The organism is Pseudomonas sp. P179 (assembly GCF_000478485.2).
Classification (GTDB): Bacteria; Pseudomonadota; Gammaproteobacteria; order Pseudomonadales; family Pseudomonadaceae; genus Pseudomonas; species Pseudomonas aeruginosa.
Genome location: NZ_KI517354.1, coordinates 4369024 through 4394514, shown reverse-complemented (window position 1 = coordinate 4394514; position 25491 = coordinate 4369024). Strand labels below are relative to the sequence as shown.

At 66.8% G+C, this 25491-nt stretch carries 22 protein-coding genes and 1 tRNA gene; 11 read left to right on the top strand and 12 right to left on the bottom strand.

Annotation, left to right across the window (positions count from 1 at the left end; genetic code table 11):
* Window positions 1–19: 19 nt before the first annotated feature.
* Window positions 20–346: a TraR/DksA family transcriptional regulator gene (locus HMPREF1224_RS32570; protein ID WP_003112819.1), complete on the bottom strand. Its 327-nt coding sequence runs from the start codon at window positions 344–346 to the stop codon at window positions 20–22.
* 234 nt (window positions 347–580) lie between these two features.
* Between HMPREF1224_RS32570 and HMPREF1224_RS32565 the strand changes: the two genes are divergently transcribed.
* A complete protein-coding gene (locus HMPREF1224_RS32565) occupies window positions 581–1069 on the top strand; it encodes a DUF3015 domain-containing protein (RefSeq protein WP_003094783.1) in 489 nt (162 codons plus the stop codon).
* Window positions 1070–1127: 58 nt separating this feature from the next.
* Complete coding sequence (locus HMPREF1224_RS32560; protein ID WP_003094784.1) at window positions 1128–2984, top strand: Lnb N-terminal periplasmic domain-containing protein; 1857 nt, start codon at window positions 1128–1130, stop codon at window positions 2982–2984.
* On the opposite strand, the gene HMPREF1224_RS32555 is transcribed toward HMPREF1224_RS32560, so the two are convergent.
* Together HMPREF1224_RS32555 and rtcR are read right to left on the bottom strand one after the other, a co-directional pair.
* On the bottom strand, window positions 2978–3532 hold the full coding sequence (locus HMPREF1224_RS32555) for an NADAR family protein (protein WP_004352744.1): 555 nt from the start codon (window positions 3530–3532) through the stop codon (window positions 2978–2980). The genes HMPREF1224_RS32560 and HMPREF1224_RS32555 overlap by 7 nt on opposite strands.
* Before the next feature lie 55 nt (window positions 3533–3587).
* Window positions 3588–5183, bottom strand: coding sequence for an RNA repair transcriptional activator RtcR (gene rtcR / locus HMPREF1224_RS32550; RefSeq protein WP_003112813.1), 1596 nt, complete (start codon window positions 5181–5183; stop codon window positions 3588–3590).
* A gap of 314 nt (window positions 5184–5497) precedes the next feature.
* Between rtcR and HMPREF1224_RS32545 the strand changes: the two genes are divergently transcribed.
* From HMPREF1224_RS32545 to ccpA, 7 genes are all read left to right on the top strand, one after another.
* Window positions 5498–5571: transfer RNA gene (locus tag HMPREF1224_RS32545), tRNA-Arg, on the top strand.
* A 271-nt stretch (window positions 5572–5842) separates the two neighbouring features.
* Window positions 5843–6988 (top strand): slipin family protein, encoded by a 1146-nt coding sequence (locus tag HMPREF1224_RS32540; RefSeq protein ID WP_003116273.1) that lies wholly within the window; start codon window positions 5843–5845, stop codon window positions 6986–6988.
* A 55-nt stretch (window positions 6989–7043) separates the two neighbouring features.
* Window positions 7044–8258, top strand: a complete 1215-nt coding sequence (locus tag HMPREF1224_RS32535; RefSeq protein ID WP_003111139.1) for an RtcB family protein — start codon at window positions 7044–7046, stop codon at window positions 8256–8258.
* A 36-nt stretch (window positions 8259–8294) separates the two neighbouring features.
* The gene (locus tag HMPREF1224_RS32530; RefSeq protein WP_010793782.1) at window positions 8295–9107 is read left to right on the top strand and encodes a nucleotidyltransferase domain-containing protein; all 813 of its coding nucleotides are present in this window, start codon (window positions 8295–8297) and stop codon (window positions 9105–9107) included.
* Entirely contained in the window at window positions 9104–10129 is a 1026-nt protein-coding gene (rtcA, locus tag HMPREF1224_RS32525; protein ID WP_010793781.1) for an RNA 3'-terminal phosphate cyclase, read from the top strand. The genes HMPREF1224_RS32530 and rtcA overlap by 4 nt, the downstream gene beginning before the upstream one ends.
* Before the next feature lie 100 nt (window positions 10130–10229).
* Complete coding sequence (locus tag HMPREF1224_RS32520; RefSeq protein ID WP_003094811.1) at window positions 10230–10607, top strand: hypothetical protein; 378 nt, start codon at window positions 10230–10232, stop codon at window positions 10605–10607.
* Window positions 10608–10730: 123 nt separating this feature from the next.
* A complete protein-coding gene (gene ccpA / locus HMPREF1224_RS32515; protein WP_003094815.1) occupies window positions 10731–11771 on the top strand; it encodes a cytochrome-c peroxidase CcpA in 1041 nt (346 codons plus the stop codon).
* Window positions 11772–11829: 58 nt separating this feature from the next.
* Here the strand turns inward: ccpA and gdhA are convergent, their stop codons facing one another.
* The 8 genes from gdhA to ettA form a co-directional block, all read right to left on the bottom strand.
* On the bottom strand, window positions 11830–13167 hold the full coding sequence (gene gdhA, locus HMPREF1224_RS32510) for an NADP-specific glutamate dehydrogenase (protein ID WP_003094817.1): 1338 nt from the start codon (window positions 13165–13167) through the stop codon (window positions 11830–11832).
* Window positions 13168–13462: 295 nt separating this feature from the next.
* Window positions 13463–14854: an outer membrane protein transport protein gene (locus HMPREF1224_RS32505; protein ID WP_003123403.1), complete on the bottom strand. Its 1392-nt coding sequence runs from the start codon at window positions 14852–14854 to the stop codon at window positions 13463–13465.
* Between the two features lie 259 nt (window positions 14855–15113).
* Entirely contained in the window at window positions 15114–15602 is a 489-nt protein-coding gene (praA, locus tag HMPREF1224_RS32500; RefSeq protein ID WP_003119407.1) for an alkane oxidation protein activator PraA, read from the bottom strand.
* Between the two features lie 596 nt (window positions 15603–16198).
* A complete protein-coding gene (locus tag HMPREF1224_RS32495) occupies window positions 16199–17476 on the bottom strand; it encodes an efflux RND transporter periplasmic adaptor subunit (protein WP_003116277.1) in 1278 nt (425 codons plus the stop codon).
* Entirely contained in the window at window positions 17466–18947 is a 1482-nt protein-coding gene (locus tag HMPREF1224_RS32490) for a TolC family protein (RefSeq protein ID WP_003123404.1), read from the bottom strand. The genes HMPREF1224_RS32495 and HMPREF1224_RS32490 overlap by 11 nt, the downstream gene beginning before the upstream one ends.
* Window positions 18940–20133 (bottom strand): ABC transporter permease, encoded by a 1194-nt coding sequence (locus HMPREF1224_RS32485; RefSeq protein WP_010793780.1) that lies wholly within the window; start codon window positions 20131–20133, stop codon window positions 18940–18942. Before HMPREF1224_RS32485 ends, HMPREF1224_RS32490 begins: the two co-directional genes overlap by 8 nt.
* The gene (locus tag HMPREF1224_RS32480) at window positions 20130–20816 is read right to left on the bottom strand and encodes an ABC transporter ATP-binding protein (protein ID WP_003116280.1); all 687 of its coding nucleotides are present in this window, start codon (window positions 20814–20816) and stop codon (window positions 20130–20132) included. Before HMPREF1224_RS32480 ends, HMPREF1224_RS32485 begins: the two co-directional genes overlap by 4 nt.
* 506 nt (window positions 20817–21322) lie before the next feature.
* Window positions 21323–22987 carry an energy-dependent translational throttle protein EttA gene (gene ettA, locus HMPREF1224_RS32475; protein WP_003094829.1) on the bottom strand — a complete coding sequence of 555 codons (1665 nt, stop codon included), beginning with the start codon at window positions 22985–22987 and terminating at the stop codon, window positions 21323–21325.
* A 110-nt stretch (window positions 22988–23097) separates the two neighbouring features.
* Here ettA and HMPREF1224_RS0112330 point away from each other — a divergent pair, with 110 nt between their 5' ends.
* On the top strand, window positions 23098–23283 hold the full coding sequence (locus HMPREF1224_RS0112330; protein ID WP_003161789.1) for a hypothetical protein: 186 nt from the start codon (window positions 23098–23100) through the stop codon (window positions 23281–23283).
* A gap of 196 nt (window positions 23284–23479) precedes the next feature.
* Complete coding sequence (escR, locus tag HMPREF1224_RS32470; protein ID WP_003094834.1) at window positions 23480–23998, top strand: TetR/AcrR family transcriptional regulator EscR; 519 nt, start codon at window positions 23480–23482, stop codon at window positions 23996–23998.
* Between the two features lie 50 nt (window positions 23999–24048).
* Here escR and oprJ read toward each other — a convergent pair whose 3' ends face one another.
* Window positions 24049–25488, bottom strand: a complete 1440-nt coding sequence (gene oprJ / locus HMPREF1224_RS32465) for a multidrug efflux transporter outer membrane subunit OprJ (protein ID WP_003116284.1) — start codon at window positions 25486–25488, stop codon at window positions 24049–24051.
* Between the last annotated feature and the right edge of the window lie 3 nt (window positions 25489–25491).

Below are 25491 nucleotides of genomic sequence, written 5' to 3'. Positions count from 1 at the left end.
AGGCGCGGATGGCGCTATCTCACCGATGTACCAGGTCGGCGCAGCGCAGGCAGTATTCCGCCGCAGGCAGGGCGGCCAGGCGCGCCGGTTCGATAGCCTCGCCACAGCGCTCGCACTGGCCGTAGCGACCTTCCGCCAGGCGCAGGCGGGCCAGGCCGACCTGGCGCATCCCCGCCTCCGCCTCGGCGAGCAGGCCTTCGAGCACTTCGTCGTTCTGGCGCTGCACCGCCTGCTCGGCAAAGTCCGGCGAATGGCTGCGCGCCAGGTCCCGGCGGATCGCCGCGGCGCGTGCCGCGTACTCGGTCGCCAGGGTTTCCAGGGCGGTAGCGGGGTCGAAAGCGCTCATATCCACCTCCTGCATGAGGAACGGCTGACCAAGGCCGGTTTCGCTCAGACCGACCAGAACTTTCCCAAGTCTGGACGGTTCCAAGCGGATTGCCGCTGACGCCGGTCAATTTTCGCCCGGCATTGCGCGCTGCCACCCATTCGGTGCCTTGACACCCCGGTGGCATTCCGAAAAGCTCACGGCGTCGCTGGCCCGCTCCAGATGGCTCCGATCCACCTCAAGAGAGAACAAACGATGAAACGGATTCTGCTCGGTACCCTGTTCGCCGCCGCCTCCTTCAACGCTTTCGCCGACGCTCCCGGCGGCGCCGGCTGCGGCTGGGGCAACATGCTCTTCAAAGGCCAGCGCGGCGTGGCCACCCACGTGGTCGCGGCGACCACCAACGGCACTTCCGGCAACAACACCTTCGGCATGACCACCGGCACCAACGGCTGCCATACCAACGGCGCGCTGTCCTATGGCGGCAAGCCCCTGCTGGTGCTCGGCAGCATGATGGACGAGCTGTCCGAAGACATGGCCAAGGGCAATGGCGAAGCGCTGACCACCTATGCCGTGGTGCTGGGCGTGCAACCGCAGGACCGCGAGCACTTCGCCGCCGTCACCCATGAGCATTTCTCCGAGATCTTCAACAAGTCCGACGCCACCGCCGCCGACGTCTATGCCAACACCCAGGCGATCCTGAAACAGGACGCCCGCCTGGCCAAGTACGCCGAGCAGGCCTGAGCCTCGCCGCCTGCCCGTTCGCGGGCAGGCCCCTTTCCCCAAGCATTAAGCCTTGCCGATGCCGAAACGCCTGTTGCCCTGGATGGCGCTGTGCGCCTGCTCCCCCCTTCTGGCTGCGCCCACGGTTCCCGAGGCCCGCCTCCAGCAACTGGCCGCCGATCCCTACTGGATCGCCCTCGGCCACTACGAACGCGGCAAGCTCGGCGGTTGGCGCAGCTACGTCGACGACGAGCGGTTCTTCCTCGCCGACAACGGCGAGAGCCACCCGGACGCCGAACTGGCGGCCACGCTAAAGGCGCTCTATGCCTCGCCCAGCCTTGGCGACAAGCACGCTCAGTGCGTCTACCCGGCGCGCACCCGCTGGCTGCGCCAGCAACTGCAACTCGACGACCTGCCGCAGCCGCAGTGCGGCGAATACGACAACTGGTACCGCGACATCAACCCGCACAGTGCGGTGCTGGTGTTCCCCGCGGCCTACCTGAACAGCCCGTCGTCGATGTTCGGCCACACCCTGCTGCGCATCGACCAGGCCGACGTCACCAGCAACAACACTGCCCTGCTCAGCTACGCGCTGAACTTCGGCGCCTACATCGAAGGCATGGACAACAGCATCCTCTATGCCTGGAAAGGCCTAATGGGCGGCTATCCCGGCCTGTTCGCGCTGGTCCCGTACCGGGAGAAGCTGGCCGAATACAGCCGCCTGGAGAACCGCGACCTCTGGGAATACAAGCTGAACCTCACGCCCGAGGAGACCGGGCGCATGGTCGAACACGTCTGGGAACTCAAGCAGGTCCGCTTCGACTACTACTTCTTCGACGAGAACTGTTCGTTCCGCCTGCTCGAACTGATGGAGATCGCCCGCCCGGGCATCGAGCTGACCGAGCAGTTCCCGCTTACCGCGATCCCCACCGACACCGTCCGCGCGGTGAAGAACGCCGGGCTGATCGAGCGCATCGACTACCGGCCGTCGCGCGAGAAGGAACTGCTCGCCCGCGCCGAACCGCTCGACCATGCCGAGCGCGACTGGGCCAAGCGCCTGGCGGACGACGACAGCCTGCTCGACGCTCCCGACTTCAAGGCCCTGCCGATGCCGCGCCAGGCGCTGATCCAGGACGCCGCCTTCCGCCTGGTGCGCTACCGCGCCACCGGCCAGGCGCGTGACAGCGGCATCGCCTCGCGCAGCTACAACCTGTTGCGAGCGATCAACCGCAACCCGCCGCCGGACCTCCAGGTCGAGCGCCCCGGCCAGCCGGAAGACGGCCACGAGTCACGGACCTGGCAGTTCGGCGTCGGCAGCCGCGATGACCGCGCCTTCGCCGAGTACGGCCTGCGCATGGCCTACCATGACCTCGCCGATAACGCCTATGGCTTCCCCCTCGGCGCGCAGATCGAGATCGGCCAGCTCAAGCTGCGCCAGTACGAAGGCAACCGCTGGCAGTTGCAGAATCTCGACCTGGTCACCATCCGCTCGCTGACCCCGCGCAACCAGTTGCTCAAGCCGCTGTCCTGGCAGGTCGCCGGCGGCCTGGAGCGGGTGCCGGGCGAGGACGGCGACGAAAACCTGGTCAGCCACCTCAACGGCGGCGCCGGCGGCAGCTGGATGTTCGGCGACGACTTGCTGCTCTACGCCATGGGCACCGCGCGGATCGAGAACAACAGGGACTTCGCCGCCGCCATCGCCCCGGCGGTGGGCTTCGACAGCGGCTTGCTGTGGCGCAACCCGCTGGGCAACCTGACCCTGGAGGCCAAGGGCGACTACTTCCACAACGGTGAAGTGCGCCGCAGTTTGGGCTTCGTCCAGCAGGTGGAGCTGGGCCGCGACCTCGGCCTGCGCCTGAGCGCCGAACGCGAGTTCAGCCATGTCGGCAAGCCGATCAACGAGGTGAAGCTGGAGCTGCGCTGGTACTACTACTGAGCCAGCCTCCGGCGCACCTCCATCAGGGCGAAGCCGAGCAGGTTGAGGCCTTGCCAGGTCGCCGGCTCGGCTGCCAGGGGATCGCTCGCGGCCAGGCCGATGCCCCAGATCGCGTCCACCGGGCTGGCCTCGACCAGCACCCGGTCGGCGGTGCCCAGAAGGTATTTCTTCAGCGAAGCGTTCTGGCCGAACTTGCCGAGGTTGCCTTCGATCACGATTCCCACCCGCTCGGCGTTCCAGCGTGCCTCGTCGAAGCCGGCGACTTCGCGGCCGAGGGCCTTCGCCTCGCCTGGGCTGCGCGCCGCCAGGATGCGCTCGAGCAACCTAGGGTCGTCGAACAAGCGTGCCTTGGCCGCCATCATGTAATGCTCGGCGCTGGCGTAGCGCACCCCGTCGAGCTTGAACGAAGCCTCGTACCACTGGCTGAAACAGCTCTTGCCGACCTTGTCATCCGTCGCCGGGCGATGTCCCCAGAAATACAGGTATTTGAAGCTTTCGCCGGCCGCGCAGCGCTGGCGCAGCCGCTCGACGTCCATTATCTCGCTCATCGGCATTCGTCCCTGGAGCCCGTGAAAAGACGCCAAGGATATCCCGAAGTGGTGTTCAGGCGCGTATCTGCGCCCAGTCCAGGCCGAAACGCGCCAGGTACTTGCGCAGCCGGTCGGCGTCGTTGGGGTTGCGCTTGTCCTGGCGCGAAACGGCGAACAGCCGGCGTCCCGCCTCGGAAAGGGTCTTAGCCCCGCGGCACACCTCCAGCACCGCCTGCAGTTGCAGGCGGTCGAACAGATCCAGGGCCTCCACCCGCTGCCCCAGCAGATCGGCCAGTGGCTCCCGGCCCGCATCGAGCCCCCAGGCCTGGCGCAGGCGGAGGATCTCCTCCTCGACCAGCGCCTCGTCGATCCGCCCGCTGTCGGCCAGGGTCGCCATGCGTGTGATGGAAGCCGACAGCTCGCGGAAGTTGCCGGCCCAGCGCGCTTCGCTGGAACCGGCGAAGGCCAGGTAGCGACGCTTGGCCTCCAGGTTGAAACGCACCTGCCGCCCTTGCTCGCGGGCGTGCCGCTCCAGTTCGAAGTCGATGTTCGGCTCGATGTCCTCGCGGCGTCCAGCCAGGCCCGGCAGCTCGAAGGTCCACAGGTTGATGCGGGCGAACAGGTCCTCGCGGAACAGGCCTTCGGCCACTCGTCCGCGCAAGTCGCGGTGGGTCCCGGCGATAAGCTGGAAGTCGCTCTCCACCTCACGGTCCGAACCCAGCGGGAAGAAGCGCTTCTCTTCGATAGCCTTGAGCAGCATCGCCTGTTCGTCGGCGCCCAGCTCGCCGATCTCGTCGAGGAACAGCATGCCACCGTCGGCTGCGCGCAGCAGGCCTTCGCGCGCATTCTGCGCGCCGGTGAAGGCGCCCTTGACGTGACCGAACAGTGCCGACATCGCGCCGTCGCCGCGCAAGGTGGCGCAGTTGACCTCGACGAAACGCCCGTCGAGCTGGTGCCGGCTGCGCTTGAGTTCATAGATGCGCCGGGCGAGGAACGATTTGCCGGCACCGGTCGGCCCCACCAGCAGCATGGGTGCCCGCGAACGCACGGCGACCCGCTCGATCTGCTCGATGGAGCGGTTGAAAGCGGCATTGCGCGTGGCGATTCCCGACTTGAGCAAAGCCAGGCTTTCCTCCTGTTCGCGGCGGAACCGCGAGGCGATGCGGTCGTAGCGGGACAGGTCGAGGTCGATCAGCGTCGCCGAGCCCTCGGGATGGCGCGCCTCGTCCTTGCGCCGCGACGGCGAGGTCTGCACCAGCCGGGCCGGCAGGTAGCGCGCCTCGGTAAGGAGGAACCAGCAGATCTGCGCGACATGGGTCCCGGTGGTGATATGCACCAGGTAGTCCTCGCGCTCGGTGTCGAAGGGGTAGGCGCTGACGAAATCGTGCAGGGCGCCATAGACCTCCTCGAAGTCCCAGGGGTTGCGCAGTTCCATCTGCTGCAGGCGGACCTCGGTATGCGGCGACACCGCGGCGATGTCGGCGCGAATCCGCTCGGCCAGGCCGAGGTCGCGGGCGTCGTTGCCGTGGATCAGTTCGAGGCGGTCGATCAGCAGGTCCGGCTGCTGGCACAGGCCGATGCTCGGCCGCCACTTTTGCCAGCGCGCCGCGCCCTTGCCGAGACGGTCGAGGGTGGCGCCGATGAAGCCGATGGCGACCGTGCGTTTCATCACTGCTTATCCTTCAAGATAAAGATCGATATGAAAATATATAGAAATAGCCAGGCATCTCTCCATCGAATTCGCCGACGAAGCGCAATAAAAAATTTATTCACCTTTAAAATCAAACAGTTAAGCAAGAAACAGTCTCATCGATAAAAACCTGGCACGCCGCTCGCTATATCCATTTCGACCGCATCGCCCATGCAGGCCGACGGGTCGGGACTCCAGTCCCGCCGGTGCCCGAGCCCACCCCTGGTGTCGGCGTCGTGCATGCCGCCCGCAACAACGACGGTCATTCGCGAATGACGGCAATGCCGCTTCGCGGTTCGATAGCTCAGCCTGGTAGAGCAACCATCCACGAAATGGTCTGTCGCGGGTTCGACTCCCGCTCGAACGTTGCCTTAACGGCAATCACTCAATGGCAACACCCGCCGGTGTGGCCGAGGCGAACTGCGCAAGCGGCCAGGAAGGCCGGACAACGCAAGGGAGCCGAAGCCGCCGCCGGCCCGTCCGGCCCGCGGTTCGGGCACGGGGCAAGGCAGGCCGGGGATCGAGGGAATCGATCGCATGGACAGGACGTCCGCCAGGCCAACCTCCTCCGCGCTCCACCCGCGACGCTCGACGGGCCGGCAACACCGGCACCACGGAAGAATGAAAGGAATGAAGAGATGAAAATGCTGAAGCGCTTTATCGTGAAGAAGAACGAACGCGGCCTGCTGTACTCCGAAGGCGACTTCCTCGCCGTGCTCGAACCGGGCACCTACCGCCGCTTCGATCCGTACGACCGCCTGAGCCTGGAAAGCTTCAGCCTGAACACCCCGCAGTTCGAACACCGCCTGGCCGGCTACCTGCGGCAGAGCGAACCGCAACTGGTGGAGCGCTATTTCACCCGGATGGACCTGGGCGACAACGAGGCCGGCCTGCGCTACGAGGACGGCGTGCTGGTGGAGCTGCTCGCACCGGGCAGCCGCCGACTGTACTGGAAAGGCCAGACCGAGCAGCGCCTGGAGCGCATCGACCTGACCCAGGACTATCGATTGTCTGCCGCGCTGGTCGCCCAGTTGCACCAGCCGAACCTGCGCGGCCGGGCCCTGGCGGGCCTGGACGCAGTGTTGCTGGTCCAGGTGCCGGCGTTCCAGGTCGGCGTGCTCAAGGTCGACGGCGCCCTTGCCGGCCTGCTGCAAGCCGGACAATACGGTTTCTGGCGCTACAACCGGCAAGTCAGCGTGGAACTGGTCGACACCCGTATCCAGGCGCTGGAGGTCAGCGGCCAGGAGATCCTTACCCGCGACAAGGTCAGCCTGCGCCTGAACCTCGCCGCCAACTGGCGCTACAACGACGTACTCACCGCCTTCTCGCGGCTGAGCAAGCCGCTGGAGTACCTGTACCGCGAGCTGCAGTTCGGCCTGCGGGCGGCAGTGGGCACCCGTACCCTCGACGAACTGCTGGAGAACAAGCAGTCGATCGACGAAGCGGTCAGCGCCCACCTGGCCGCCAAGCTGGAAGACAGCGGCCTGGAAGTGAGCGGCCTGGGCGTGCGCGACATCATCCTCCCGGGCGAAATGAAGACCCTGCTGGCGCAGGTGGTGGAGGCGGAGAAGGCGGCCCAGGCCAATGTGATCCGCCGCCGCGAGGAAACCTCGGCGACCCGCTCGCTGCTGAATACCGCGAAGGTCATGGAGGAAAACCCGACCGCGCTGCGTCTGAAAGAACTGGAAACCCTGGAGCGGGTGGCCGAGCGCATCGACCGGATTTCGGTATTCGGTGGCCTGGACCAGGTATTGAACGGACTGGTCACGCTGAAGCAGGCCTGATCACGAACGATAGCCGCGCCGTCGACGGGACGACGCGGAGCACAAGGAAAGCACGATGAAAGACATGAATATCCTCGAAGTGGCCGGCGGCAAGCCGATCAAGCTCTGGACCCAGGGCGTACCGGTGGAGGAGGAAGCGCGCCAGCAGTTGCTGAACACGGCGAAGATGCCCTTCATCTTCAAGCACCTGGCGGTGATGCCTGACGTGCACCTGGGCAAGGGCTCGACCATCGGTAGCGTGATCCCTACCCTCGGCGCGATCATCCCGGCCGCGGTGGGCGTGGATATCGGCTGCGGAATGATCGCCGCGCGCACCTCGCTGGTCGCCGCCGACCTGCCGGACAACCTGCACGCCCTGCGCAGCGCCATCGAGCAGGCGGTACCCCACGGCAAGACCTTCGGCCGCCGCGACCGCGGCGCCTGGCACGAGGTACCGGAGGCCGCCGACCAGGCCTGGAAGGCGCTCGCCGGTCGCTTCAAGGCGATCACCGACAAGCACCCGAGGCTGGAGAAGACCAACAACCGCCAGCACCTGGGAACCCTCGGCACCGGCAACCACTTCATCGAGGTCTGCCTGGACGAGGCCGACCGCGTCTGGTTCATGCTGCACAGCGGTTCGCGCGGGGTCGGCAACGCCATCGGCAACCTGTTCATCGAACTGGCCAAGGCGGACATGCGCCAGCACATCGCCAACCTGCCGGACAAGGACCTGGCCTACTTCGAGGAAGGCAGCCGGCACTTCGACGACTACGTGGAAGCGGTCGGCTGGGCCCAGGATTTCGCCCGGCAGAACCGCGCGCTGATGATGCACGCGGTGATCGAGGCGGCGCGCCAGGTGATCCGCAAGCCGTTCGAAGCCAACCTGGAGGCGGTCGATTGCCACCATAACTACGTGCAGAAGGAGCGCCACTTCGGCCAGGAGGTACTGGTCACCCGCAAAGGCGCGGTGTCCGCGCAGAAGGGCCAGCTCGGCATCATTCCCGGCTCGATGGGGGCGAAGAGCTTCATTGTCCGCGGCCTCGGCAACCAGGAAGCGTTCTGCTCGTGCAGCCACGGCGCCGGGCGGACCATGAGCCGGACCAAGGCGAAGAAGGTCTTCAGCGTCGCCGACCAGGCCCGCGCCACCGCCCACGTCGAATGCCGCAAGGACGCCGACGTGATCGACGAGATCCCGATGGCCTACAAGGACATCGACCGGGTCATGGAAGCCCAGCGCGAGCTGGTGGAAGTGCTGCACACCCTGCGTCAGGTGGTGTGCGTGAAAGGATGACGGGCGCCCTGTGGCGCCCGCTGGGGAAGAATCGAAATGAACAGGGAAGAACGCCATCCGCTCCCCGCCGCCATGCGCGAGCGGGTACTGGATGAGCTGGAACGGATCGAACGCGAGCACGACGTAGTCGTGCTCTACGCCTGCGAGTCGGGTAGCCGGGCCTGGGGCTTCGCTTCGCCGGACAGCGACTACGACGTACGCTTCGTCTATGTGCATCAGCCCGAGTGGTATCAGCGCGTCGAGGAACCTCGCGACGTGATAGAACGCCCGCTGAGCGACGAGCTGGACATCAGCGGCTGGGAACTGCGCAAGGCGTTGCGCCTGATGCGCAAATCCAACCCGGCCCTGCTGGAGTGGCTCGGCTCGCCGCTGGTGTATCGGGAAGAGCCTGGCGTGCGCGAGGAACTGCTTTGGCTGGGCAGCGCCTTTCACTCCGTACCAGGCAGTCGCCATCACTACCTGTCGATGGCACGCAAGAACTACCGCGGCTACCTGAAGGGCGACAGCGTCCGGCTGAAGAAATACCTCTACGTCCTGCGCCCGTTGTTCGCGGTGCGTTGGCTGGATGCAGGCCTGGGCTTGCCGCCGGTGGCGTTCGAGAGGCTAATGGAAGCCACGCTGGACGATCCGTCGCTGCGCGAAGAACTGGATGCCCTGCTGAGCCTCAAGCGTCAGCGCGACGAATCGGCCTACGGCCCTCCGCGCCTGGCGCTGCAACGCTTCATCGAAGCGGAGTTGCTCCAGGCCGAACGAGGGGCCGCCCAACCAACCGGCGCGCGCCAGGACAGCCGACTGCTGGATCGCTACCTCCACGACAAGATATGGCAATACACAAGGGAAACCTCATGAGAAAGGACCTCATCGAACTCGACGGCAGCGAAGGTGGCGGGCAGATCCTGCGTAGCGCCCTGAGCCTGTCGATGACCAGCGGCCAGCCGCTGCGCATCCGCAACATCCGTGGCCGGCGCAGCCGTCCGGGGCTACTGCGGCAGCACCTCACCGCGGTGCGCGCGGCGGCGGAAATCTGCGCGGCCGAGGTCGAGGGTGCCGAGCTCGGCTCACGCGAGCTGGCGTTCCGGCCCGGTGCGATCCGCGCCGGCGACTACGCCTTCGCCATCGGCTCCGCCGGCAGTTGCTCGCTGGTACTGCAAACCTTGCTGCCGGCGCTGCTCGCGGCCAACGGCGAAAGCCGGGTGAGGATCAGCGGCGGCACCCACAATCCACTGGCGCCGCCGGCGGACTTTCTCCGCGACAGCTGGCTGCCGCTGTTGCAGCGGATGGGCGCGGAAGTCGACCTGGAACTGCTGCGCCACGGCTTCGTACCCGCCGGCGGTGGCGAGCTGCTGGCGCGGGTACGCCCGGCGCGCTGGCGGCCGCTGCAACTGGAGCATCCCGGCGCGGCGCTGCGGCGCCAGGCGCGGGCGCTGCTCGCAGGGATTCCCGGGCACGTCGGCGAGCGCGAGCTGGAGAGGGTCCGCCAGCGCCTCGGTTGGAGCGACGAAGAACGCCAGCTGGAGTTCCTCGCGGAGGACCAGGGGCCGGGCAACGCCCTGCTGCTGCGGATCGACTGCGAGCACATCTGCGCGACCTTCTGCGCCTTCGGCCAGGCCGGCGTCAGCGCCGAACGGGTGGCGGAACAGGTCGCGACGCAAGCCATCGGCTGGATGGAAAGCGGCTGCGCGGCGGACGAGTACCTCGCCGACCAATTGCTGCTGCCCATGGCCCTGGCCGGCGCCGGCAGCTTCACCACGCCGCGGCTGAGCGCCCATCTGCAAAGCAACCGCCGGGTTATCGAACGCTTCCTGCCGGTGAGGATCGGCGACCAGGCGCTGGACGGCGGCGGTCATCGCATCGTCATCACATCGGCTTGACGAATTCCTCACCAATGCCGACCTAGACTCGCGCCGGACCTGCCAGCGGGCCCGGCGCGAACCTCCGGGAGCCCGTCCCGGCGGTCGAGGAGTCCCAGCCATGTCTTCTTCGCGTCTCGGCGTGCTTGTCCTCGCCCTGCTCCTGCTCACCGCCACCCTGCTCGGCGGCTGCGAAAACACCCACCAGCACCTGCTCGCCCAGGGCTACCCACCCGCCTATGCCGACGGTTTCGACGACGGCTGCGGCAGCGGCCGCCAGGCGGCCGGCTCGATCAGCGGCGAATTCCGCAAGGACGTCCCCCGCTACCTGCGCGAGGCGATCTACGCCAGCGGCTGGGGCGACGGCTTCGAGCAATGCCGGTCGATGGCGCGGAGCGAGGAGCGGCGGCGTTTCGAGGAACGCCAGTGGGACGACCGCGACGACGATTGGCAGCGCGACCGCGACCGCGCGCTGGCCCGGGCCTTGCGCGAGCGCTGAAGCACGCTGCGACAACCATCCGCAGCACCGATCCCGGTGCGCTTGATCCACGTCAAGCCGGGCAGCGCGCCGCTGGCCTCTCCTCACAGGACCGGTTGTAACGCCTGATAAGGAGAAAAAAAGATGCAGTCCTCGCAACTGCTCCCGCTTGGCAGCCTGTTGCTGTCCTTCGCCACGCCCCTCGCCCAGGCCGATGCCCTGCACGACCAGGCCAGCGCGCTGTTCAAACCCATCCCCGAGCAGGTCACCGAGCTGCGCGGCCAGCCCATCAGCGAGCAACAGCGCGAACTCGGCAAGAAACTGTTCTTCGACCCGCGCCTGTCGCGCAGCCATGTGCTCAGCTGCAACACCTGCCACAACGTCGGCACCGGCGGCGCCGACAACGTACCGACGTCGGTCGGTCACGGCTGGCAGAAGGGGCCACGCAATTCGCCGACGGTCTTCAACGCGGTATTCAATGCCGCGCAGTTCTGGGATGGCCGCGCCAAGGACCTGGGGGAGCAGGCCAAGGGTCCGATCCAGAACAGCGTCGAGATGCACAGTACCCCGCAGTTGGTCGAACAGACCCTGGGCAGCATCCCGGAATACGTGGACGCCTTCCGCAAGGCCTTCCCCAAGGCCGGCAAGCCGGTCAGCTTCGACAACATGGCGCTGGCCATCGAGGCCTACGAGGCGACCCTGGTGACTCCGGACTCGCCCTTCGACCTGTATCTCAAGGGCGACGACAAGGCCCTCGACGCACAGCAGAAGAAAGGCCTCAAGGCATTCATGGACAGTGGCTGCAGCGCCTGCCACAACGGCATCAACCTGGGCGGCCAGGCCTACTTCCCGTTCGGCCTGGTGAAGAAGCCCGACGCCAGCGTGCTGCCCAGCGGCGACAAGGGCCGCTTCGCCGTGACCAAGACCCAGAGCGACGAGTACGTATTCCGCGCCGCGCCCCTGCGCAACGTCGCCCTCACCGCGCCGTACTTCCACAGCGGCCAGGTCTGGGAACTCAAGGACGCGGTGGCGATCATGGGCAACGCCCAGCTCGGCAAGCAGTTGGCGCCGGACGACGTGGAGAACATCGTCGCCTTCCTGCACAGCCTGAGCGGCAAGCAGCCGCGCGTCGAATATCCGCTGCTGCCGGCCAGCACGGAGACCACGCCGCGTCCCGCGGAATAACCGCCACAAGGAAAAACGGGGCTCCCCTGGAGCCCCGTTTTTCCTCTATGGGACGACCTCAGACCACGCCCTGCGCCAGCATCGCATCGGCGACCTTGACGAAGCCGGCGATGTTCGCCCCCTTCACGTAGTTGACCCGCCCCTGCTCCTCGCCGTACAGCAGGCAGGCATGGTGGATCGACTGCATGATGCCGTGCAGCTTGGTATCCACCTCGCCCTCGCTCCAACGCAGGCGCATGGCGTTCTGCGACATCTCCAGGCCGCTCACCGCCACCCCGCCGGCGTTCGACGCCTTGCCCGGCGCGTAGAGGATGCCGGCCTCGAGGAACAGGTCGACGGCTTCCAGGGTCGAGGGCATGTTGGCGCCTTCGGCGACACAGACGCAGCCGTTGGCCAGCAGGCGCCGCGCATCCTCGGCATCCAGTTCGTTCTGGGTCGCGCAGGGCAGCGCGATATCGCAGGCCAGGCCCCAGGGCCGGCGCCCTTCGAGAAACTGCAGGGAAAACTGCTCCGCCATCTCGCGGATGCGCCCGCGGCGCACGTTCTTCAGCTCCATCAGGTATTCCCACTGCTCGTCGGAGAGCCCCGCCTCGGCATACAGGGTGCCTTCGGAATCGGACAGCGAGATCACCTTGCCGCCCATTTCCATGACCTTGCGCGCCGCGTACTGGGCGACGTTGCCCGAGCCGGAGATCGCCACCCGCTGGCCGTCGAAGCCGCGGCCACGATCCTTGAGCATTTCCTGGGCGAAGTAGACGCAGCCGAAGCCGGTCGCCTCCGGGCGGATCAGGCTGCCGCCATAGCTCAGGCCCTTGCCGGTCAGCACCGAGGTGAACTGGTTGGACAGGCGCTTGTACTGGCCGAACAGGTAGCCGATCTCACGCGCGCCGACGCCGATGTCGCCGGCCGGCACGTCCAGGTCGGCGCCGACGTGGCGGTACAGCTCGCTCATGAACGACTGGCAGAAACGCATCACCTCGGCGTCGCTCTTGCCCTTCGGATCGAAGTCGGAGCCGCCCTTGCCGCCGCCCATGGGCAGAGTGGTCAGGGAGTTCTTGAAGACCTGCTCGAAGGCGAGGAACTTCAGCACCCCGAGGTTGACCGAGGGATGGAAGCGCAGGCCGCCCTTGTAGGGGCCGATGGCGCTGCTCATCTGCACCCGGTAGCCACGGTTGACCCGTACCCGGCCCTGGTCGTCGACCCAGGGTACGCGGAACAGGATCGCCCGCTCGGGTTCGACGATGCGTTCGATGATGCCGGCTTCCAGGTAGTGCGGGTTGGCCTCGAGGAACGGCCAGAGGGAACGCAGCACCTCTTCCACCGCCTGGTGGAATTCGGGCTGATCGGGATCGCGCCGCTTCAGGCGCTCGAGGAAAGCGTCGACGGATTGCGTCATTTTTCTCACCGGTTTCTAGTTTTGTGAACAATTTTTTGCGCGTGACTCTAACAAGCCAGGCGGCACCTAGAAAGTGCGAAATGACGCATTGATGAATCTTTATGGTGCAAAACTGAAACTTTCCGGGTCCGCCAGAACGGCTCGGGCCAGAGCACGCGCCCGGAACCAGGCTGCCTCCCGGGCTGGCCACGCACTGTTGAAGGGCGACGAAAGCACCGTTCGCGTGCATCCCGGCGCCAGATGCGAAAGGGCCTCCCCCGCCAGGGGGAGGCCCTTCCTCTACCTACGGCCGGGTCTAGAAGTCGTAGGTCGCGGACAGGCTGAACACCTGTCCCTTGCTGGTTGCCCTGCCATCCAGCCGCCCGCCGCCCAGGCGATCCTGGTTGACCGTCTTCAACGGCACCTCCTTGACGAATTGCCGCGAGTAGGCCGCGTCGATCGACAACTCCGGCATCGACTGGAAGCGATAGCCGGCGCCCAGGGAGGCGAAGTAGCGATCGCCGTCGGGAATCCGCGGATCGCGGGTGGCATTGTGGGTCGGCGTCTGGTCGTAGGCGACCCCGGCGCGCATGGTCCACTGGTCGGTCACCTTGTAGTCGCCGCCCACCGCCAGGGTCCAGGTGTTCCGGTAGGTGTAGGGGATGGAGACGATCGTGTTGCCGTGGGACTTGAGGGTCAGGTCCTGGAACGACGACCACTCGGTCCAGGTGGCGCTGGCGCCCAGGCTCAGACGGTCGTTGAACTGGTGTACCCAATCCAGCGAGGCGTAGGCGGGGATATCCAGGCGCGCCGAGGCGGAAGCGCCCATGCGCAGGTCCAGGCCCGGATAGGCTAGGCCCGGGGTGCCGCCCTCGATGGCGCCCTCGGTCAGTCCACCGTCGTGGTCGTAGAGGTTGTAGTGCCCCTTCAGCTTGTTGCGGATCTTCGCGTGGTAGGCGAAGCCCAGGGTGTCGCGGTCGGTCGGCTTCCACACCGCGCCGGCGAAGAAGCCGGGCGAGGTGTTGTCCACCTTGACCCGCATCAGCGCGGACGAGTTCGAGGCCGGGAACGGAATCCCGCCCATGCCCGGGGAGTTGGCGGCCGAGGCATAGAGATCGAGGTTCTGGCTGACGAAGCCGGAGGTGCGCTGGATGATCACCCCGGCGCCCAGGGAGAAGTTGTCGTTGACCTTGAACGACAGGGAGCCGGTCAGGCCGATCGTCTCGATCTTGGTGTCCACCGCGAAATCGCGGCCTTTCCAGTTCGGGTCCCAGGTGCTGCGCATTCCCATCGGAACGACCTGGCTCAGACCGAAGGCGAAGCGGTCGTTGATCGGTACGACCAGGAAGCCGGTCGGCAGCCACGCGCCGAATCCGGCCTGGCCGCCATCGTTGGTACCCAGCTCGGGGGTGCCCGGCCCGTCCTGGTAGCCGCCGGTCATGGGATTACCCTGGTAGTCGTAGGCATCGCCGTTGTACTTGATGTCGATATCGGCGTAGTTGACCGTCAACTGGGCGATCCGCTTGTCGATGAACGCCATGGCCGCCGGGTTGTTGAACGCGGCGCTCGGATCGTTGGGAAACAGCGAGCCGCCTGCCATCGCACGGCCCCAGCCCGCCGTGTTGGTGGTCGGCACCATGAAGCCGCCGGCTTGCGCCTGGGACGTGCCGAACAGTCCGCCGACGATCAGGGCGCAGAGCAATGGCAATGGTTTTCTGGCAAACAGGCAGGAAATATCGTTTTTGTTGTTCAAGGTTTCACCCCTGGTGGACTGCTAGTGCACGGGGCACGATGGTCGGCCTGCTTGAGCGTCCTGGCGGACACCCTCCCCCAGACCGTTTTCCATGTGCGAACGAGATTCTGCGCCGCTTCCGGCGGAAACTCCCTCGGACCTGCCGGCCCGCGAAGGACGCCTGGCAGCGGGAGCGCGAAACCGCTGGCGCCGAGGGCGCCAGCGGCAGCCCGGATTACGGGTTGACTACGAAGGCCGGGGTCGGCTTCACGCTCAGGCTGTTGATCTTGCAGTTGCCTGCCAGCGACTGATTGCTGGCGCTGAGGGTATTGGTGGCGTTGCTCCAGGAACCGTTGACGGTGCTCGGGCCACAGGTAGAGGAGAGAATCTTGAAGCCGACGCCATCGACCTTGCCGGCGGTGGTGCTGGAAACGGTCAGCTTCCACGGCAGGCCGGTCATCTGCGGCACGCTGCACAGGGTGTTGCTGCCGCTGACGGTGACGCTGTCGATCGAGGCATAGGAACCATCGGCGGCGGTCTTGCCCTTGAAGGTGATGTTGCAGGTCACTGGCAGATTGAGCGACGCCGGCGAGCTCACGCTGATGGTGCCAGGTGCGGTGAAGGCCGAGTTGACCGGGGTGATGGTGGCCGCGCTGGCCATGGACGAAACGCTCAGGCAGAGAGCAAGAGCAGCAAAGGACGGCAGGGACTTGATGGATTTCATTGTTTTGTATCCTTCCAGTGAGTTGGCAACGCTCGCGGTTGCCGAGCCTTGATCATGCGGCAGGATCGTCGCCGACCCGCCCCCACGACCACCTTGTGCCTTCCCGTCCGATCCACCTGCCAGGCGAACCACACCACCCGCCTTGGCCGTGCGTACCGGGATCGGGAGAGGCTTTACCTCATGAGTCCTATCCGGTGCCGACGCTGACGGTCCCCACGACGAGCCGGGACAGACCGGATATCGGAAAGATCCGATAGGGTTTGCCAACCCGCCGCGCCTCGAGATGCCCACCTGGCCGACCTCCGCGAACGCAGGCCTGACAGGGCTGGCAATCACCGCGAAGGGGCAGTGGACCAGTCAACGACGGGAGCCAGAGTACGGTCAGCGCGGCTCTGGAAAAGCCTAGCGAAAGAAGGGGGTTGCCCCTCCGAAGGAAGGTCGGTGAATGCCGTGGAGGGCGGACGAAGCGTCGTCGCGAAGGAATCCTGATACCTCTGTCAACATCCGCGTCGGGAAGAAACGCACCATGACGGGGCGTACCTACCAGAATTGGCAGCTCGCGAAGCCACCCAGCCAACCCAAAGTTAGGTTGCCAACTATCGGTCGGACGAGGACGGCACGCGAACGAGACCCGGCTGCAACTCGAACACCTCCACGCCCTCCGGCGTGGAGCGTCCGATCTTGACCTGTTGCGCCATCACGCTGGCGCCGGGAGCCTGGCGAAAGTCCACGAACAGCCGGTCACCCTCGTGGCGTATCGCCTCCGGCGGCACGACGATGGCCTGTTCGTTGCGATAGGTGGTGACCGTCAGCTTGGCGCTCATTCCCAGACGAATCTTCTGCAACTGGCGGGGATCAAGCGGCGCTACCGACACCGTCACCTCGAACTGCGGGCTGCCTCCCTGGGCCATGCCGGGCAGAGCCTGACCACCGAGGGCGGCGATGACGCCCGCCAGCGTGGTGCCCTCGAAGCCGTCGCCACTGATTTCCACCGCCTGCCCTTCGCGCAACTGGTTGATATCCAGTTCGGAAACCTTCGCAGATACCTTCAGCCGCTCGACGCTGGCCAGGCCGAACAACGCCTGGCCCTGCCCCAGCTTGCTACCGGCCTGCACCGGTTCGCGGCTGCCCTGCTCGCCAGCCAGGCCGGGCGCCGCGACGACGATACCGGCAAAGGGCGCGCGCACCGTACGGCCATCCAGCTGGGCCTGCAGCGTCTCGTATTTCACGCTGGCGTTGGCCAGGTCCATTTCGGCGATCTGGCGATTCTCGCCCTGCCCCTTGGCGCGGGTCGACTCCACTTCCCGCCGGGCCGCCTCCAGGTCCATGCGCTGCTGGCTGGCCTGTTGTTCGAGATCGTCGAGTTCGTTGCGCGGGACGATCCCGCGCTGGAACAGCTCGCGGGTCTCGCGCAACTTGCGCTCGGTGCTGCTCTGCGCCAGTTGCGCGCTGCGCAGGGCACGGCGGACCCGCGCCATGTCCTCGCCACGCTCCCAGTCGCGCAGGTCCTGCAGGGTGCGACGGGCCTTGAGCAACGCCGACTGTGCCTCGCGCACCTGCACGGCGATCTCGCGGGTGTCCATGCGCAGCAGCTCCTGTCCTTCCGCGACCCGCTGTCCCGGCTCCACCAGCAGCGCCTCGACATTGCCGGCGAAGGGCGCCGCCAGGGTCACCACGCGCCCCGGTTCCAGGCGTCCGACCAGGCCGATCTGATGCACCAGCGGGGCCGCCCGTACGGCGACCCAGCGCTCCCCTTCCGTGCGTTTCGCGGTGCCGCCGGCGAGGACCAGCCAGGCCAGCGCCGCGACAACCGCCAGGCCGGCGGCGAGCGACAATGCCGGCCGGCGCAGGAAGGAAAACCGGTCAGTGGTCATTGAGCGAAATCTCCCAGCTATCCAGGGTCATGCCGACGATCAGGTCGAGCTGCGTCTGCGCATTGAGAAACGAGATCAGAGCATTCAATTGGGTGTTCTCGACGTTGCGCAGGTCGGTCTCGAAGCTCAGCACCTGGAAGTTGCTCGAACGCCCGACGCGCAGCTTTTCCCGTTCGATCTCCAGCTTGCGCCGCGACAACGCGGTGGCGCGCTGGGCGATCTGGTACTGGCGCCAGCGCGTGCCGAGGTCGCGCACCGCATCGATGACGTTCTGCTCCAGGGTCTGCCGGGCATCCTCGATCAGGATCTTCTGGTTCTCCACGTCGACCTGGGCGCGCACCTCGGCCTGCCGGCGGCTGAGGTCGCCGATGGGAATTTCCACCTGTACCCCGGCGTAGCTGTCCCAACTGCGTGAATTGTCGCCACCGCCCTCGCTGTAGCGGTCGCGGATCTGGCTGGCGCCGCCCACCAGCGAGACATCCCACAGGCGCTGGTTCTTCGCCAGCACCAGGTTGAGGTCGGCCTGGCGACTGCCGATCAGGCGTTGCAGGTATTCCGGTTGCTGCTGCAGGGCGGTCCTGATCGCCTGCTGGCGGTCGACCTCGATCGGCGTGGCGGCCAGCGCATCGCTGGCGCGGATTTGCGTCGACAGGTCCAGCGCCAGCAGTTGCAGCAGGGCCAGGCGTGCGCTGTCGACCTGGTTGGTGGACTCCTCGACATTGAGCTCCTGGCTGGCGACGTCGGCCTCGGTCTGCACGATCTCGAATTCGGCCATTCGCCCGGCGCGGATCATCGCCCGGTTGACCTCGAGCAGCTCCTGGGTCCGCGCCAGGGCTTCGCGAGCGATGCGCGCCTGCTCCTGGGCGCGCAGCAGCTCCCGGTAGGCGCCGATGACCTGGCTGATGGTCTGCGACACGCTGGCCTTGAGTTGCAGGCGATTGGCGTCTTCGGAGAGACGTGCCAGGCGCAGCGGCGCGGTGGTGACGTCCCAGCCCGCATCGCGCAGCAACGGCTGGACGACGGTCAGGTCGAGGCCATCGCTGCGGTAGCGCCCGGCCTCGTCGGCGGTGCGGAACTGCTTGACCCAGGCCAGGCTGAAGCGAGTGCCATATTCGCCAAGCAGGGTCGCGGTGGGCGAGACATTGCTGGTCCTCGTGCGGTCTTCGGTGGCGCGGTTGGCGCGATAGTCGCCGCGCACCACCAGCTTCGGGTTGAAGGCGTCGGCGGCGACGCGCAGGTCGAACTTCTGCGCGATCCGTTGCAGGTAGGCGCTACGGATTCCACGGTTGTTGCGCAGGCCAAGATAGACCGCGTCGCTCAGGCTGAGGTCGATCACCTGCTCGCTGAGCAGCACCGACCTGCCCTGCTCGCGGGCCATGCTCGGTACGTCCGGACTCAGCGCCGGGTTGAAGCTGGCCGCCACCGGAAGAGCGGCGACCAGCCACAGCACGCCCAGGCCCCACCTATTCATCGCGCAGCGCCTCGACCGGTTGCAGGCGAGCCGCCGAGACCGCCGGATAGAGCCCGAAGAACAGCCCCACCAGCAGGGTACTGCCCATCCCCAGCGGCAGGGCCGCGTAGGCCAGGGAGAAGGTCCAGCCGGAGAACCTGGCGTAGAGATACGCAGCCGCCACGCCGAGCACCGCGCCCGACAGCGCGCCCGCGGCGGTCAGGGTCACCGCCTCGATCAGGAACAGGTTGCGGATATCCCGCTGGCGCGCGCCCAGCGCCATGCGCACGCCGATTTCCCGGCGGCGTTCGGCGACACTCATCAGCATCACGTTCATCACTCCGACGCCGCCGCCGAGCAGGGAGATGATCCCCAGTCCGGCCAGCAGGTAGGTGAAGGTCCGGGTCTGCCGCTTGAGTCCATCGAGCACCTGCTGCGAGACCTGGACCTGCGCCTCGTGGCCGGGCAACCGCGCCGTCAGGGCCGCGCCCAGGGCCGCGCCGACGCTATAGACGTCCGCTCCCGGCGAGACCCGCGCCACCACATGGCTGACCTCGGCGGCCGGCTGCAGGCGCGGCATGCCCGGCGCCGGCACGAACAGCGAGTCGTTGGCGGCGAACGGCAAGAGAGCGGCGCTGGCCTGCGGCTGGAGAATGCCGACCACGCGAAACAGATAGTCGTTGACCGTCAGTTGCTCGCCGAGGCGCAGCGGATCGCCGGGCGCCCCCAGGGCCTCGGCGATTGTCGCGCCCACCACCACGTAGGTGTCGTGATCGTCGAAGCGCGAGAGGAAACGTCCTTCGCGCAGCCGCAGCCTGGCGGCAGCCGCGAGCCCGGCGCTGGCGCCGACGATACTGGCGTTGCTGGTGCGTCCGTGAAAGGTCACCGGCGCCGAGTACAGGCCCAGCGCCGCCAGGTGCTCCAGACCGGCCACGTCGCGGAGCAGCGGTTCGGTGTCGAGCGACGCCGGCATCGGCATCGGCGCCTGCGGGGCGAACGGGAACTGCACCACCAGGGTGTCGGTGCCCATGTCCTTGAAGATGCTCATCGCTTCGTCGGTCGCGTTGCTGCCGATGTTCAGCATCGCGATCACCGATGAACAGCCCATGACGATACCCAGCAACGCCAGCAGCGAGCGGCGCCCCAGCCCGCGAAGACTGGCGAGGGCCTCGTGAAGCAATTGCCGGGGCGACGGGCTGGCGCTCACCGGCAGGCCTCCGCCAGGTCCTCGTGCACCTCGCCATGCCGCACTGTCAGTTGGCGCCCGAGACGGGCCGCCAGGCCGGGATCATGGGTGACCACCACCAGGGTCACCTGGCGCTCGCGGTTGAGGGTGAGGAGCAGCTCCAGCACTTCTTTCGCGGTGCTCGCGTCGAGGTTGCCGGTTGGTTCGTCGGCGAGGATCAGCGCCGGCTCACCGACCAGCGCGCGAGCGATGGCGACGCGCTGCCGCTGGCCGCCGGAGAGGTCCGCCGGACGATGGCCGGCGCGCTCGGCCAGGCCGACCCGGGCGAGCATCGCCTCGGCCCGCTCCAGTGCCTCGCGGCGCGGCATCCCTCGATAGCTCAGGGGCAGCGCGACGTTGTCCAGCGCGTTCAGCCGCGGCAACAGGTTGAAGCTCTGGAAGACGAAGCCGATCAGGCGGTTGCGGATCGCCGCCAGTCGGTCCCCGTCGACGCTGAAGATGTCGTGCTCGGCGAAGCGGTAGGCACCGCTGTCCGGGCGGTCGAGCAGGCCGAGGATATTCAGCAGGGTGCTCTTGCCCGAGCCCGACGCGCCGACGATCGCGCAGCTTTCTCCGGGAAAGATGTCCAGGCAGACGTCTTTCAGTATCTGCAGCGGCTGCCCCCCCAGGAGGTAGCCCTTGCCGATCCCCCGCAGGGAGATCAATGATTCGTGCTTGTTTGTTGTTGGCATTCGCACCCGACCGCTCGCATCCCTTCAAGGCCCGCCCGGTCGTACCGCCGCAAGGCCGGCGATACAGGCCGAACGGCCATACTGCTGATGATGGAGACAGCGCACAAGCCGCCACCACCGGCAACGCTACCCCGAGGCGCCAGCGCCGAGCGAAGGTAGCGGCTGGTCCGCCCGGCCAATGCCGGTACTCGATTCCGCCGGGCTTCGCCATATGGCGCGGCCTCTCCGGGCAGGCGGTATTGAGCGCACGGATCGGCTGCGCAGACCACTAGCAGAGCTGACACCATCGCAGCCGTCGATGCACCCCCATCTTTAGTTAGGTGAAGGCTCAGGCATGCTGCGTGGGAGCCTCCCCCGGGTACCGCCGATGGAGGTGTCCCTGCGCAGTTCCCATGTTCCCCAGCGCATGGCTCGTTGAATTCCAGGCATGAAAAAACCGCCGGCCGGCAACGCCGGCGGGCGGTTTCTCGAGGGTGCGCTTACGCCAGTTTCTTGTAGCGCACGCGGTGCGGCTGGGCCGCGGCGTCGCCCAGGCGCTTCTTGCGGTCCGCCTCGAACTCGGTGTAGTTGCCTTCGAAGAAGGTCACCTTGCCATCGTCCTCGTAGGAGAGGATGTGGGTGGCGATCCGGTCGAGGAACCAGCGGTCGTGGGAGATCACGATGGCGGAGCCGGGGAAGTCCAGCAGCGCCTCTTCCAGCGCACGCAGGGTTTCCACGTCGAGGTCGTTGGACGGTTCGTCGAGCAGCAGCACGTTGCCGCCCTGCTTCAGGGTCAGGGCCAGGTGCAGACGGCCACGCTCACCGCCGGAGAGGTCCTTGACGAACTTCTGCTGGTCGGCGCCCTTGAAGTTGAAGCGACCGACATAGCTGCGCGACGGGACTTCGTAGTTGCCGATCTTGATCTGCTCGAAACCGTCGGAAACCTGCTCCCACACGGTCTTGTTGCCTTCCAGGCTGTCACGGCTCTGGTCGACGCTGGCGATCTGCACGGTCTCGCCGATCTCGATGGTGCCGGAGTCCGGCTGCTCCTTGCCGGTAAGCATGCGGAACAGGGTCGACTTGCCCGCGCCGTTGCCGCCGATCACACCGACGATGGCGCCCTTGGGAATGCTCAGGGACAGGTTGTCGATCAGCACGCGGTCGCCGTAGCCCTTGGTCACATTGTGCAATTCGATGACCTTGTCGCCCAGGCGCGGACCGGCCGGGATGTAGATCTCGTTGGTCTCGCTGCGCTTCTGGAATTCCTGCGACTGCAGTTCCTCGAAGCGCTGCAGGCGCGCCTTGGACTTGGCCTGGCGGCCCTTGGCGCCCTGGCGTACCCACTCCAGCTCGGCCTTCATGGCCTTGGCGTGGGAGGCTTCCTGCTTGGCTTCCTGGGCCAGGCGGGCGGCCTTGGATTCCAGCCAGCCGGAGTAGTTGCCTTCGAACGGGATGCCATGGCCACGGTCGAGTTCGAGGATCCAGCCGGCGACGTTGTCGAGGAAGTAGCGGTCGTGGGTGATCGCCACCACGGTGCCGGGGAAGTCGTGCAGGAAATGCTCCAGCCAGGCCACCGAGTCGGCGTCCAGGTGGTTGGTCGGTTCGTCCAGCAGCAGCATGTCGGGAGCCGACAGCAGCAGACGGCACAGCGCTACGCGGCGCTTTTCGCCGCCGGACAGGTGCTCGACCTTGGCATCCCACGGCGGCAGGCGCAGGGCGTCGGCGGCGACTTCCAGCTGGCGTTCCAGGTTGTGTCCGTCGGATGCCTGCAGGATCGCCTCCAGCTTGGCCTGCTCGGCGGCCAGGGCGTCGAAGTCGGCATCCGGCTCGGCATAGGCGGCATAGACCTCGTCCAGCCGCGCCTGGGCCTGCTTGATCTGGCCGACGGCCTCTTCGACGATGTCGCGCACGGTGGCCTGCGGGTCCAGTTTGGGCTCCTGCGGCAGGTAGCCGACGTTGATCCCCGGCATCGGCCGGGCCTCGCCTTCGATCTCGGTGTCGACGCCGGCCATGATCCGCAGCAGGGTGGACTTGCCCGCGCCGTTCAGGCCGAGCACGCCGATCTTGGCGCCGGGGAAGAACGACAGGGAGATGTCCTTGAGGATTTCACGCTTGGGCGGAACGATCTTGCCGACCCGATGCATGGTGTAGACGTACTGAGCCAAAACGAGCACCTCATGAAGAAAAGGAAAAAAACTCGGCCAAGTATATGACAGACCGAGAGAAAGCTGGCCAGCCACCCCGGTTTTCGTGGGGCGGGGCGCTTCGCCGGCGGATGTTCGCCGTCCGATTCCAGGCCGCTACGGTGACGCTGAGCAGCGTACTGGCCGCCCTTACCGTCTCCGCTACCCTCGTCCTGTCAAAGGCGTTCTGCCTGAGCGAGGCGGCGACCATCGCCCCGTGCGAGGTCTGGGTGGGCCTGGCACTGCTCGCGGCCATGGTGCTGCCGCTCAAGACCTGACGCGAAGCAAGGCGTGGGGAGATCCAGCCTGCTACAATTGATCCAAATCAGTCTCAAAAGAACAAAAAAAACCTCAAAAATGACACTCGCTCCCAGATCCGCCCAGCTACCCGACTCCCCGCACAGGGACAGTCTCGACCCAGCGCCAACCCCGTCGTCTCAGGACCAGCGCCTGCTCAAGGCCCTGGCCACCGCGATGGTCAATCATCCGCGCGCCACCATGGGAGAACTGGCGGAACTGGCAGGAGTGAGCAGGGCAACCCTGAACCGTCATTGCGGTACCCGCGAAGGTCTCAAGCGGCGCCTGGAAAGCCATGCCAGGAGTACCCTCGAACGCCTCACCCACAGCGCCGCCCTGCAGCGGCTGGAGCCGCGGGAAGCGCTACGCGAGCTGATCCGGGAACACCTCGCCCAGCGCGACCTGCTGGCGCTGCTGATGTTCGAGCAGAACCCGGGACGCCAGGCCGGGCATGGGGACGCCAGTTGGCAGTCCTATGTCGAAGCCCTGGACGCCTTCTTCCTGCGCGGCCAGCAGAAGCGTGTGTTCCGTATCGATATCAGCGCGGCGACCTTCAGCGAACTCTTCATCGTCCTGATCTACGGCATGGTCGATGCCGAGCGCCGCGGTCGCGCGGCCAGCGCCGGGTTGTCCGCCACGCTGGAGGAGCTGTTCCTGCGTGGCGCGTCGAACCCCGCACAACCTGCCAGCCCTTGAGCGGGCGGCAGTTGCCACCCGCTAGCACCGTTTCCCACACGTTTACCCGCTCAACTCCTGCCGCCTCGATGTACCACCAGGCTCCGTCCCTCGTCCCAGCCTCCGCCGAGCGCGCGGAACAGGTCGACCAGGGCGATCTGCCGCTGGGTGCTGCCGTCGATGAAGGCGATCTCGTTGAGGAAGCTGCTGCGCTGCGCATCGAGGTAGCGCAGGTGGTTGTCGACGCCACTCTCGTAGCGTGCCTTGGCCAGCTTCAGGGCTTCGTTGCTGCTGTTCGCCAGGGCGCGCAGGGCCTTCTCTTCGCGACGCAGGGTATCGCTGGCCGCCAGGGCGTCGGCGACCTCGCGGAAAGCGGTCTGGATGGTCCCCTCGTAGGCGGCCACCGCCGAATCCTTGCGCGCCTCGGCCAGGCTCAGGTTGGCACGGTTGCGCCCGCCATCGAAGATCGGCAGCGTCAGCGTCGGCAGGAAGCTCCAGGAGCGCGAGCCGCCATCGAACAGGCCGGACATTTCCGCGCTGGAGGTGCCGAAGCTGCCGGTCAGGCTGATGCGCGGGAAGAACGCCGCGCGCGCCGCGCCGATATCCGCGTTGCGCGCCCGCAAACGATGTTCGGCGGCAAGGATGTCCGGGCGTCGCTCGATCAGCTCGGACGGCGTGCCGGGAGCGATGTCCTGCAGCAGCTTCGGCCGCTGCCCCGGACTCCGCGGAATCGCCTGCGCGGCATCGTCGCTACCCAGCAGCAACACCAGCGCGTTGAATGCCTGCTGTTTCTGCCGCAGGTTGCGCTCCTGCTCGGCGCGCGCCTGCTCCACCAGGCCAAGGGCTTCCTGGTAGTCCAGCGCGGTGGCGGCGCCGGCCGCGCGGCGCTGGTCGATCAGGGCGAAGGAATACTCGCGGCTGACCAGGGTCTGACGGGTCAGCGCCAGGCGCCGCAGGGCGCCGTCGTAGCTCAGGTAGGCCTGGCTGACCTCGGCGACCAGGGCGATCCGTGCCGCGCGCGCTGCCTCCTCGCTGGCCAGGTACTGTTGCAGGGCTGCGTCGGTCAGGCTCTTGACCCGACCGAAGAGGTCCAGTTCGTACTCCGGCAGGGCCAGCCCGACCTGGTAGCTGCTGGCCACTTCCGAGCGATTGCCGGCGGACAGGTCGGCCGGCTGCCGCTGGCGGTTGCCGGTGGCAGCGGCATTCAGGCCCGGAACCCGGTCGGCGCGCTGGATTCGGTACTGCGCGCGGGCCGCCTCGATATCCAGGAGGGTCTGACGCAGCGAGCGGTTGTTATCCAGGGCCACGCCCACCAGGCGGCGTAGTTCGGCATCGACGATGAAACTCTTCCAATCCAGCGTGTCGATCGCCGCGCCCTGGCGCTGGGCGGCGGCGCCGCTCCAGCTGTCGGCCACCGGCGCGGCGGGACGTTCGTAGGTCGGCGCCATGGAGCAGGCACCGAGGGTCAGGGCGATCAGCAGCGCCGATACGCCGAAAGCAGGTTTGCGCATCTC

Excerpts from the sequence above, each read along its gene's own strand:
- HMPREF1224_RS32570 (WP_003112819.1), bottom strand. The coding sequence starts at position 346 with ATGAGCGCTTTCGACCCCGCTACCGCCCTGGAAACCCTGGCGACCGAG.
- HMPREF1224_RS32565 (WP_003094783.1), top strand. The coding sequence starts at position 581 with ATGAAACGGATTCTGCTCGGTACCCTGTTCGCCGCCGCCTCCTTCAAC.
- HMPREF1224_RS32560 (WP_003094784.1), top strand. The coding sequence starts at position 1,128 with ATGCCGAAACGCCTGTTGCCCTGGATGGCGCTGTGCGCCTGCTCCCCC.
- HMPREF1224_RS32555 (WP_004352744.1), bottom strand. The coding sequence starts at position 3,532 with ATGAGCGAGATAATGGACGTCGAGCGGCTGCGCCAGCGCTGCGCGGCC.
- rtcR (WP_003112813.1), bottom strand. The coding sequence starts at position 5,183 with ATGAAACGCACGGTCGCCATCGGCTTCATCGGCGCCACCCTCGACCGT.
- HMPREF1224_RS32540 (WP_003116273.1), top strand. The coding sequence starts at position 5,843 with ATGAAAATGCTGAAGCGCTTTATCGTGAAGAAGAACGAACGCGGCCTG.
- HMPREF1224_RS32535 (WP_003111139.1), top strand. The coding sequence starts at position 7,044 with ATGAAAGACATGAATATCCTCGAAGTGGCCGGCGGCAAGCCGATCAAG.
- HMPREF1224_RS32530 (WP_010793782.1), top strand. The coding sequence starts at position 8,295 with ATGAACAGGGAAGAACGCCATCCGCTCCCCGCCGCCATGCGCGAGCGG.
- rtcA (WP_010793781.1), top strand. The coding sequence starts at position 9,104 with ATGAGAAAGGACCTCATCGAACTCGACGGCAGCGAAGGTGGCGGGCAG.
- HMPREF1224_RS32520 (WP_003094811.1), top strand. The coding sequence starts at position 10,230 with ATGTCTTCTTCGCGTCTCGGCGTGCTTGTCCTCGCCCTGCTCCTGCTC.
- ccpA (WP_003094815.1), top strand. The coding sequence starts at position 10,731 with ATGCAGTCCTCGCAACTGCTCCCGCTTGGCAGCCTGTTGCTGTCCTTC.
- gdhA (WP_003094817.1), bottom strand. The coding sequence starts at position 13,167 with ATGACGCAATCCGTCGACGCTTTCCTCGAGCGCCTGAAGCGGCGCGAT.
- praA (WP_003119407.1), bottom strand. The coding sequence starts at position 15,602 with ATGAAATCCATCAAGTCCCTGCCGTCCTTTGCTGCTCTTGCTCTCTGC.
- HMPREF1224_RS32495 (WP_003116277.1), bottom strand. The coding sequence starts at position 17,476 with ATGACCACTGACCGGTTTTCCTTCCTGCGCCGGCCGGCATTGTCGCTC.
- HMPREF1224_RS32490 (WP_003123404.1), bottom strand. The coding sequence starts at position 18,947 with ATGAATAGGTGGGGCCTGGGCGTGCTGTGGCTGGTCGCCGCTCTTCCG.
- HMPREF1224_RS0112330 (WP_003161789.1), top strand. The coding sequence starts at position 23,098 with ATGTTCGCCGTCCGATTCCAGGCCGCTACGGTGACGCTGAGCAGCGTA.
- escR (WP_003094834.1), top strand. The coding sequence starts at position 23,480 with ATGGTCAATCATCCGCGCGCCACCATGGGAGAACTGGCGGAACTGGCA.
- oprJ (WP_003116284.1), bottom strand. The coding sequence starts at position 25,488 with ATGCGCAAACCTGCTTTCGGCGTATCGGCGCTGCTGATCGCCCTGACC.